6 protein-coding genes and 3 pseudogenes are annotated in these 10,369 nt (G+C 43.7%); 4 read left to right on the top strand and 5 right to left on the bottom strand.

The annotated features are described in order from the left end of the window. Positions 1 to 80: 80 nt before the first annotated feature. From FTV30_RS14370 to pilG, 3 genes and pseudogenes are all read right to left on the bottom strand, one after another. Positions 81 to 616: pseudogene (locus tag FTV30_RS14370) on the bottom strand (chemotaxis protein CheW). A gap of 5 nt (positions 617 to 621) precedes the next feature. Beyond that, a complete protein-coding gene (locus FTV30_RS14375; protein ID WP_005097847.1) occupies positions 622 to 990 on the bottom strand; it encodes a response regulator in 369 nt (122 codons plus the stop codon). Positions 991 to 1,016: 26 nt separating this feature from the next. Further along, entirely contained in the window at positions 1,017 to 1,400 is a 384-nt protein-coding gene (pilG, locus tag FTV30_RS14380; protein WP_180001814.1) for a twitching motility response regulator PilG, read from the bottom strand. Positions 1,401 to 1,685: 285 nt separating this feature from the next. Between pilG and FTV30_RS14385 the strand changes: the two genes are divergently transcribed. From FTV30_RS14385 to FTV30_RS14400, 4 genes are all read left to right on the top strand, one after another. After that, positions 1,686 to 2,333, top strand: a complete 648-nt coding sequence (locus FTV30_RS14385) for a hypothetical protein (RefSeq protein ID WP_180001815.1) — start codon at positions 1,686 to 1,688, stop codon at positions 2,331 to 2,333. A gap of 51 nt (positions 2,334 to 2,384) precedes the next feature. Continuing rightward, positions 2,385 to 3,512, top strand: a complete 1,128-nt coding sequence (locus tag FTV30_RS14390) for an efflux RND transporter periplasmic adaptor subunit (RefSeq protein WP_180001816.1) — start codon at positions 2,385 to 2,387, stop codon at positions 3,510 to 3,512. A gap of 24 nt (positions 3,513 to 3,536) precedes the next feature. Further along, on the top strand, positions 3,537 to 6,644 hold the full coding sequence (locus FTV30_RS14395) for an efflux RND transporter permease subunit (RefSeq protein WP_180001817.1): 3,108 nt from the start codon (positions 3,537 to 3,539) through the stop codon (positions 6,642 to 6,644). A 96-nt stretch (positions 6,645 to 6,740) separates the two neighbouring features. Continuing rightward, complete coding sequence (locus FTV30_RS14400) at positions 6,741 to 8,456, top strand: proline--tRNA ligase (protein WP_074383440.1); 1,716 nt, start codon at positions 6,741 to 6,743, stop codon at positions 8,454 to 8,456. A 57-nt stretch (positions 8,457 to 8,513) separates the two neighbouring features. Here the strand turns inward: FTV30_RS14400 and FTV30_RS14405 are convergent. Together FTV30_RS14405 and FTV30_RS14410 are read right to left on the bottom strand one after the other, a co-directional pair. Further along, positions 8,514 to 9,593, bottom strand: a pseudogene (locus FTV30_RS14405) (hypothetical protein); the annotation flags it as partial. A 34-nt stretch (positions 9,594 to 9,627) separates the two neighbouring features. Next, a pseudogene (locus FTV30_RS14410) lies at positions 9,628 to 10,369 on the bottom strand (IS3-like element ISAba2 family transposase); the annotation flags it as partial.

A 10,369-nucleotide genomic window follows, 5' to 3' on the forward strand; every position in this document is an offset into this window, starting at 1 on the left:
CTCGGTTAATTAAGGCTCGGTTATAGGATGACCAATTGGTTGTACGGTAGATTTTAGAGGCAGGCTTATTCATTTTGAAATTATATTGCTGAATAAGCTTTTGATGCTAGGTTTGTGCAACAAAGCCACAGACGACTGAATAAGAACACATGCCACTGCTGGTTGTGCTGATGAAAAAATCCTTGACAGTATTCTTGTAAGTTTTCATCTAATTCAGATTTCTTCGAAAAGAAACTTTTCTTATTGAAATGTTGTATACCCAAAACTTGATCTACGACCAAACCGACATACTGGTCATTATGATTGATGCACAATACTTTTTGAGTCGGTGAAAACTGACTGCTATGCCCTGATACGTATTGGGTGAGATCAGAAACGGAAACAATCTTCCCCGGATATTCGCCAGACCCAACACCCATGCTTGTGTCTTGGGTACCGGCGTATATTTTGGGGGATAAATCACTTCTGATACTTCCCCCAGCGGAGCAACAAAATATTGCCCCATCATCTCAAAAGCAATGCCCGACCATCGGTTCACTTCATTGTCATTGGAAACGTAGTTTTTATTTCCCCGTTTCGCAATGCGAAGCAATTCGATAAATCCATTTGCTGCCATAGAGCTTATCCTGCATTGAGGTGTTGCTTAATTACTTCTATTAATTGTTTTTCATCTACTGGTTTTGTTAGATAGTCTGCTGCACCCTGACGCTTGCCCCACACGCGGTCAGTGGCCTGATCTTTGGTACTGACAATCACAATTGGAATATGTTTGGTGGTCGCCCCACGCGCAATCTGACGGGTCGCCTGGAATCCGTTTACGCCCGGCATCACAACGTCCATCAGGACCAGATCAGGCAATTCAGCCTGTGCCATGGTGACGCCATCGGCCCCATTGGCTGCTTCAATCACCTCAAAGCCATGTTTAGAAAGAATTTCTCTAAAGCGAAAAGTTTCTGTCGGTGAGTCATCCACAATTAGGATACGTGCCATGCCAATTCCCCAAAAAAAATCAAATATTAAGCACTAATATGGTTACGGATTGCGTTCAGCAATTCATCTTTACTAAAAGGTTTGGTCAGGTATTCATCTGAACCCACAACACGACCTTTGGCCTGATCAAATAAACCATCTTTACTTGATAGCATAATCACAGGAATATTCTGGTAATTCTGAGAATTTTTAATTAACGCGCAAGTTTGATAGCCATCTAGACGCGGCATCATGATGTCTACAAACACGATATCTGGATTTGCTTCGGCAGTTTTTGACAAAGCTTCAAATCCGTCAACGGCAGTAATCACTTCATAACCTTCGCGCTGAAGAAGAGTTTCCGCGGTACGACGAATGGTCTTTGAGTCATCAATAACCATAACTTTTAGATTTTGGAATTTATCGTCCATTTGTTTAACCCTTCCCATTTTAGAAACTATTATGCCATAAGGCTCATAGGATTATTTTATTACGATCGATAAACATTTTTAACATAAAGTCACTTGTATTATCAATGAACATTTTCTACACAAGTAGACAAAATCAGTTATTTTTAACAACAGCTTCACATTTTACCCACGCCGATGTTTTTTTTGACTAACGGTAGTTTTTAATTCGTAAATTTAAGTCTAATATAACAAGATTATTACTTTAAAATAAGTAATTTAGTCAACTTTAAATCTAGGGAGCCAATGATGGGTCAGTTTTCAGAAAAACTTGCTGTCATTGATAAAAATAAAATGACTGGTCAATTCATTGTTGCTGTGCTGTTACTATTACAGGTGACCTTAGCTTGTGCCAACAATAACCAAATCCAGCCAAAGGCCACTTGGTACCGCTATTACGATAGTAAAGGCGTGGCCAATATCAGCACTAATGTGACGCCCAATCATATCCGTTACGGTTATGAAGCGCTTGACCAGAATATGCAGGTCATTAAACGTGCTCGTCCTTATAATGCCGAAGCCGATATCAGACAGGCTCCCCAACGTGCTCAACAGGCCAAGCGGATCGCCGAAGACAATAGACTGAAGCGAGCGTACAATAATAGTCAGACCGCCTTACAGAAAAAAAATGACAGTCTGCTACAGTTGAAAAAGCAAATTGATTTCCAGCAAGAACAAATGAAGCAGTTGCAAAAAGATCGAGTGATGTTTGTACGCCAAGAACGTGAATATTTACGTAAAGGTAAGGCTCCACCGGCACATCTGAAAACCACACTTGAGAATAATCATAAAAATCTCATTTCCCAAAAAGAAAATATTCAATCTTTACAAAGTCGCTATCGAAATCGGGAAGCAGAATACGACAAAATTATCGCCCGTTTAAAAGCACTTGAATAAATACAGATAGCTTGTGTTGGTTTTAAACCACAATAAGCTACAAGGACTCTTATGCAAACTGCACCACATGCTCATGGTTTAAATATGCCTTCTCCGCGCTCTCTCCTGATCATGAGTGCACTTTGCTTAAATATGTTGTTAGTGGCTTGTGATAAAAATGAACCCGTACAGCAAGCCGAAACACCCAAATCCATTGAACTGATTCCTCAAGACCTGATTGCAGTACAGTCCGGCAACTCAGTTCAAAAAACTGCGTTTACCGGCACGATTCGGGCTGTCAATCAAAGCAGTATTCAGGCGCAGGTGTCTGCCACCGCCACCAGTGTCAATGCCCAAGTCGGTCAGACCGTTTCCAAAGGTCAGGTGCTGGTACGGCTAAACAATCAGGACAATGCTGCCCGACTGGCACAGGCACGTGCCAATCTGGCCTCTACTCAAGCTCAGGCCAATCAGGCTCGAAACATGATGCAACGTAAAAAGCGTCTGCTCGATCAGGGCTTTATCTCAAAAGTAGAATATGAACAGAGTCAGGTCGATTATCAGGCACAGCTGGAAAATGTACGTGCCCAGCAAGCCAATGTCGATATTGCCGAGAAAGCAGATCGTGACGGAACCATGACCAGTCCGATCAGTGGCGTGATTACCCAGCGTCAGGTGGAACCTGGCCAGACCGTGTCGATTGGACAAACCCTGTTTGAAATTGTTGATCCTAAACAGCTGGAAATTCAGGCACGCGTGCCTAGTGACCTACAATCAAACTTAAGGCTAGGCAGTCAAGTCGAATACAGCATTCAAGGCAATCCCAATCGGCTCACTGCAGTGATGAGCCGGATTTCCCCGATCGCCGATCAGGCCAGTCGCCAGATCGAATTCTTTGCTACACCGAATGAAACGATTCCTTCTTTAAGTATCGGTTCCTTTGTAGAAGGCAATATTTTGAGTTCACGCCAAATCAGTGGGCAGATTATTCCCTTAGATACGCTGCAGGATATCCAGAACAAACCCTATGTCTGGGTGATTCGCCAGAATAAACTTATCAAGGTCAATGTGCAGGTACTGGAACAGCGCTATAACGACAATATTGCGGTGGTCAAAGGATTGGAAAGCACCGATCGGGTCAGCCGAATTAAATTTAGCGAAGCCGATCTACAAAAAACTGTCACACTTCGCTCGAACTAAAGCGCCTCACACAGGATCATTGACATGTGGTTTACCCGAATTAGTGTGAAGTATCCAGTTTTCACCATCATGATGATGTTCTGTCTGATGGTATTGGGACTGGCTTCCTGGCAGCGGATGGGCGTTGAAGAATTTCCCGATGTCGATTTTCCCTTTGTGGTGGTGTATACCAACTACCCGGGCGCTTCTCCAGAAACGGTCGAGTCAGAAATAACCAAGAAACTCGAAGATCAGATCAATACCATTTCTGGTTTAAAACAGGTGATTTCACAGTCCAGTGAAGGCCTGTCGATGATCACCACTGAGTTTAATCTGGACGTACCTTCTACCACGGCCGCTCAGGATGTACGGGATAAAATTGCCTCGGTAACTGCTGAATTTCGTGATGAAATTCAGGATCCGATTGTCGAACGTTATGATCCAACCGCCAATGCGGTCATGTCGATCGTATTTGAATCCAATAACATGGATATCAAAGCACTCAGTTCTTATCTGGATCAGCGGATTGTACCCCAACTGCGCACCGTTGCCGGCGTGGGAACGGTGAATTTACTCGGCGATGCACAGCGCCAGATCCGGATTCAGGTAGAACCGCAAAAACTGCAAGCTTTTAGCCTTGGTGTAGACAGTGTCATCAATACCTTAAAGGCTGAAAATATTGAAGTTCCAGGCGGCACACTCAAATCTGGCAACTCGGAACTGGTGATTGAGATCAATTCCAAAGTGCTGCATCCGCTGGCCTTCGGCGATCTCATCATCGCCAATAAAAATGGCGTACCAATTTTCCTGAGACAAGTCGCAGAGATCCAAGACAGTCAGGCAGAACTAGAATCTGCCGCCTTTTTAAATGGCAAAACCGCAGTTGCGATTGATATCCTGCGTAGCTCGGACTCTAACGTGATTGAGGTGGTCGATAGAACTTACAAAACTTTAGAAAGTATTGAGACCCAGCTTCCTCAGGGGACGACCTTGCAAGTGGTAGTGGATTCTTCCAAAAGTATCCGGGGCACCATTGGCGATGTAGCCCGCACCATTATTGAAGGTGCGGTACTTGCCGTACTGATTGTTCTGCTATTCCTCGGTTCATTCCGCTCCACTGTGATTACCGGTTTGACTTTGCCGATCGCCTTATTAGGTACTTTGACCTTCATCTGGGCCTTTGGCTTCAGTATCAACATGATGACCTTGCTGGCGCTATCCTTGAGTATTGGCCTGTTAATTGATGATGCGATTGTGGTCCGTGAAAATATTGTCCGGCATGCCGACATGGGCAAAGATCATGTGACTGCCGCACTGGATGGCACCAAAGAAATTGGTTTAGCTGTTCTGGCCACCACCCTGACCATTGTCGCCGTGTTTCTGCCGGTGGCCTTTATGGGCGGGATTATTGGTCGTTTCTTTTATCAGTTCGGGGTTACAGTTAGTGTGGCTGTGCTGATTTCGATGTTTGTTAGTTTTACTTTAGATCCGATGCTTTCTGCACATTGGGCCGAAAAGAAAAAAGATCCAAATAAAAGACCCGGACGGGTGAAACGTTTCTTTAGCTGGATTTCTGGCAAGCTGGACAATTTAAGCCATGTCTATGAAAAGCTGCTCAAACTGGCGCTGCGCTTCAGATTCATTACCTTAATGATTGCCGTAGCTTCATTATTTGGTGCCTTGGGATTATCGAAACTGATTGGCACCGAATTTGTACCGGTTCCTGACAAAGGCGAAATCCGCATTAAGTTTGAAACACCGGTAGATTCTTCGCTTGAATACTCACAAGCCAAACTGCAACAAGTCGATCAGATTATCCGTCAACACCCTGATGTTAAAGCAACTTATGGCGTAATTAATGGTGTAACTGACCGTGGTAAAAACCACGTCAGCCTGCGAGTGACCGTGACACCACGGATCGAACGCGAAAAAAGCCTGACCGAGCTCAACAATGAGTTTCGACAACGCCTGCAATCGGTTGCCGGGATCAGTATTACCTCGGTTGCATCTGCCGATGAAACCGTTTCGGGTGGTCAAAAGCCAATTATGATCTCGATCAAAGGCCCCGACCTGGATGAACTGCAAAAAATTTCCGATCGTTTTATGACAGAGATTGCCAAGATTGACGGTATTGTCGATTTGGAAACCTCACTGAAAGAACCCAAGCCAACACTCGGCGTGCAGATCAATCGTGTCTTGGCCAGTGATTTAGGATTATCCGTGAATCAGATTGCCAATGTGGTTCGTCCACTGATTGCCGGTGATGATGTCACCACCTGGCAGGATGAAAAAGGCGAAACTTATGATGTGAATTTGCGCCTGACGGAAGACCAGCGCAGCTTGCCACGTGATTTACAGAACATGTATATCACTTCAAATAAAACCGATGCCAATCATCAGCCGATTCTGATTCCACTTTCGAGTGTGGCCAAGTTTGAAGAAAAACTCGGTGCTTCACAAATTAACCGCCGTGATCTGGCACGTGAAGTTCTGATAGAAGCCAATACCGCTGGTCGTCCTACAGGAGATATCGGCACGGATATCAGCCGGCTACAAGCCAATTTTGATATGCCGCCAGGTTATAGTTTTGATACCCAAGGTTCAAATGCCGATATGGCAGAATCCGCAGGCTATGCCCTGACCGCCATCACCCTGTCGATTGTGTTTATCTACATTGTGCTGGGTTCACAGTTTAATAGCTTTATCCATCCTGCGGCGATTATGGCCTCCTTGCCATTATCCTTGATTGGTGTGTTCCTGGCGCTGTTCCTGTTTAATTCCACCATGAACCTGTTTTCGATTATCGGGATTATCATGCTAATGGGACTGGTGACCAAGAATGCGATTCTGCTGATCGACTTTATTAAAAAAGCCATGGATCGCGGTGAAGAGCGTTATGATGCGATTATTGCCGCGGGGAAAACCCGACTGCGTCCCATTTTAATGACCACCAGCGCCATGGTCATGGGTATGGTGCCCTTATCCTTAGGGCTGGGTGAAGGCGGTGAACAAAGTGCGCCGATGGCCCATGCCGTGATTGGCGGGGTGATCACCTCAACCCTGCTCACTTTGGTGGTTGTCCCCGTGATCTTTACCTACCTGGATGACTTTAAGAATTTTATGCTGCGTCAGATGCGTAAAATCATGGCATAATTTAATGCAACACAATGAGGTGACATTCCCAAATGCTCATCTCATTTTTTATTGTATAATCTCTGCTTTAACGCTTAATTTTTTAGGACAGTTTCCATGCGCGCGAGTCGCTTTTTATTTGCAACGTTAAGAGAAACCCCGAACGATGCTGAGGTTATTTCCCATCAGTTGATGCTTCGTGCCGGTATGATTCGTAAGTTGGCTTCAGGTCTGTACACCTGGTTGCCGATGGGCGTTCGCGTATTAAATAAAGTTGAAGCGATCGTTCGCGAAGAAATGGACAAGGTCGGTTCACTTCAGGTCTATATGCCGGTGACTCAACCTGCGTCTTTATGGGAAGAATCAGGTCGTTATGTACAATACGGTCCTGAACTGTTACGTTTCAATGACCGCCACGGTAACCCGTTTGTACTGGGTCCAACCCATGAAGAAGTCATCACTGATTTAGCACGCAATGAACTAAAAAGTTATAAGCAGCTCCCTGCCAACTTCTATCAGGTGCAAACCAAATTCCGTGACGAAATTCGTCCGCGTTTTGGGGTAATGCGTTCACGTGAATTCATCATGAAAGATGCCTACTCTTTCCATGCCAATCAGGAATCATTGCAACAAACCTACGACGACATGTATGCAGCCTACTGCAAAATCTTTACTCGTCTTGGTTTAGATTTCCGTCCGGTTCAAGCAGATACCGGTTCGATTGGTGGTTCAGGTTCACACGAATTCCATGTACTGGCTTCAAGCGGTGAAGATGATATCGCATTTTCGACCGAATCAGACTACGCCGCCAATATTGAAATGGCTGAAGCCGTTCTGGTCGGCGAACGTGCGGCACCAACTCAAGAACTTAAACTGGTTGATACGCCAAATCAAAAAACCATTGCGGATGTATCTGCCTTCTTGGGCACGGATCCAGCTCACTCAGTAAAAGCATTGCTTGTTCAAGGCATTGCAAAAGAGGATGGTTCTGTTCCTGTGGTTGCTTTATTCCTTCGTGGCGATCACGAACTGAATGAAATTAAAGCCGAGAAGCATGCACAAATTGCAGCTCCACTCACTTTTGCAACCGAAGAGCAAATCGCAGCACTTGGCTTGACAGCTGGTTTTGTAGGCCCACAAGGTCTGGTTGAAAAAGGTGTCACCGTCATTGTTGACCGTGCAGCTTCTGTTCTTTCTGACTTTGTTGCAGGTGCTAATGCAGCTGACAAGCATGCAACCGGCGTAAACTGGGAACGTGATGCACAGTTCACTGAAGTTTATGACTTGCGTAATGTAGTTGAAGGTGACCCTTCTCCAGATGGCAAAGGCACACTGCAAATTAAACGCGGCATTGAAGTCGGTCATATCTTCCAGTTGGGTCAGAAATACTCTGAAGCATTGGGCTGTAAAGTCTTGGGTGAAGATGGCAAACCATTCACTGTGACCATGGGTTGCTATGGTATTGGGGTAACACGTGTGGTTGCGTCTGCCATTGAACAGAACTTTGACGAGAAAGGCATTATTTGGCCAACTGCCATTGCCCCGTTTGAAGTGGCCATTGTACCGATGAATGCACATAAATCACCACGCACAGTAGAAGCAGCTGAAGCGCTTTATGCTGAACTCACTGCTGCGGGTTATGACGTAATTCTAGATGATCGTAACGAACGTCCAGGCGTTAAATTTTCTGACCTTGAGTTGACCGGTATTCCACACCGTATTGTGATTGGTGAAAAAGGCTTGGATGCAGGTACTTTTGAATATAAAGGTCGCCGTGATGCTGAATCTGTAAATATTTCCAAAGAAGAGTTGTTGGCTAAAATCGCGAAATAATTTTGCTTTCTTAATAAAAAAATCCCGTCAAGTGCGGGATTTTTTATTCTTTTTAACTTAACAGAATTTATGTCCACCGAAGCAGTTCGGTTGAAAGTTCTGGCCTTTAAGCTCTAAATTTTTCAAAGGAAAATCAAGAAGTGCCGGGTTTTTAATTTCTTTCACATCTAAAGCTCCATCAAATACACAATTCAAAAGACTTCCACATGCTCTGGGTTTTGATGTTAAATCATGATTAATCCCTGCAATGGTTTGTGCTAATACCGCATTAGTAATATCCACACCTTTATTTGGACTAATATCACCAAGATTTACCTCATCCTCGATTGCCATCCACCAACCTTGATTAGCAGCAACGGCAGCACCCGGCCAAAGTATTTTTTGCGATTGTAATGATAAAGATGCTGGGTTATTCAAATACAATGCATGGATTAAGCCAAGATCTTGATCCACTGTAATATCTGTTCTAAGGCCTGTCATATAGCCTGTAATTTGTTTATCCAGTGTAAGCTCAAATAAATCCAGTGGCTTTAAAATGGCCTTTAATGGGCCACTAAAATCAATTCTGTCAACTGTACCAGTCCCCTTTAATTTAACTTCACTCATTCGTGTTCCTGAAACTATAGTGGCTGGAATCACAAATGGCGCATTGGTACTTTTTAAATTAAAAGTATAATCATTCGATTTATAATGAAGTTCCAGATCCTGCCCCAATATTGTTCCCGTAACAGCACCTTCAATATATTTATTGCCAGTTGATGCATAGGTCATTGTTCTTGGATTAGTTACAGCTGTTCCTTTAGCTTCTTTAGTCTTCATATATCCACTAAAACTATTAATACCATTTGGTGTGGCCGTATTTTCTGTACCCATAGTCAGTAGACCTGAAATCTTTTCTGCACTTAAACGGAAACCCAAAACTTCACGTGTAGATGCCTGATTTGGATTTTTTATAGCAAATTGAACAAAAGGATTAGTAATCAAGGCAGAGGTCGCAGCACGATCCATTCCATTTGCAGAATTACCACTTAAGGAAATATGATCAATATCAATATCACAACCAGTTGCACCATTAATTCCTCCACAACCAAGTTGCAGTTTTTTAATATTGGCATTAATTTCCATTTCAGCTTGAACCGTACCGGGTTTGTCGGAGAGTTTTTTATTTAAGTTAGGCCACCTGACCTAACGGGTTAATCTTATCATAGTACATTGCTTCAAAATCAAAAGGTGATACATAACCTAGTGCACTATGTACACGCTCTTTATTGAACCAATCTACCCAATTTAGTGTCGCAAGTTGTACATCCGCTAAACCTTGCCAATCTGCTTTTAGATATTCAATCACCTCTGTTTTGTATAAGCCATTCACCGTTTCAGCCAAAGCATTATCGTATGAATCACCAGTCGTACCGACTGATGCTCGTAAATTTGCTGCTTCTAAACGATTGGTATAGCGAATGGAAAGATATTGCACACCTCTGTCGGAATGATAAATCACATTCTTTGGCATGCCTCGATCATGCAATGCTTGCTCCAATGCATCGAGCACCATATCTGTATTCATCCGTGTCGATACTTTCCATCCAACAATTGCTCGTGAGAACACATCAATAATAAATGCAGTATAAACCCAGCCTGAATTTGTTTGAATATACGTAAAGTCACTCACCCACAGTTGGTCAGGATGATCAGCAGTAAAATTACGTTTCACTAAATCATCTGCTCGTTTTTGGTCATCTCGGCTACGGGTGGTTTGTTTGTTCTTACCACGCCAAACACCTTGTATACCTAGCTTTTGCATTAATCGAGCAACAGTACAGCGCGCAATAATATAGCCTTCACGTTTCAGTTTTTGCCAGACTTTACGTACACCATACCGACCTGAACTTTCCTTCCAAATTCGTTTAATC

Source organism: Acinetobacter sp. YH12255 (genome assembly GCF_013417355.1).
Classification (GTDB): Bacteria; Pseudomonadota; Gammaproteobacteria; order Pseudomonadales; family Moraxellaceae; genus Acinetobacter; species Acinetobacter pseudolwoffii.

What these genes read in the sequence shown, in the direction of transcription:
- FTV30_RS14390 (WP_180001816.1), top strand. Translation starts at nt 2,385, where the DNA reads ATGCAAACTGCACCACATGCTCATGGTTTAAATATGCCTTCTCCGCGC.
- FTV30_RS14400 (WP_074383440.1), top strand. Translation starts at nt 6,741, where the DNA reads ATGCGCGCGAGTCGCTTTTTATTTGCAACGTTAAGAGAAACCCCGAAC.
- FTV30_RS14395 (WP_180001817.1), top strand. Translation starts at nt 3,537, where the DNA reads ATGTGGTTTACCCGAATTAGTGTGAAGTATCCAGTTTTCACCATCATG.
- FTV30_RS14385 (WP_180001815.1), top strand. Translation starts at nt 1,686, where the DNA reads ATGGGTCAGTTTTCAGAAAAACTTGCTGTCATTGATAAAAATAAAATG.
- pilG (WP_180001814.1), bottom strand. Translation starts at nt 1,400, where the DNA reads ATGGACGATAAATTCCAAAATCTAAAAGTTATGGTTATTGATGACTCA.
- FTV30_RS14375 (WP_005097847.1), bottom strand. Translation starts at nt 990, where the DNA reads ATGGCACGTATCCTAATTGTGGATGACTCACCGACAGAAACTTTTCGC.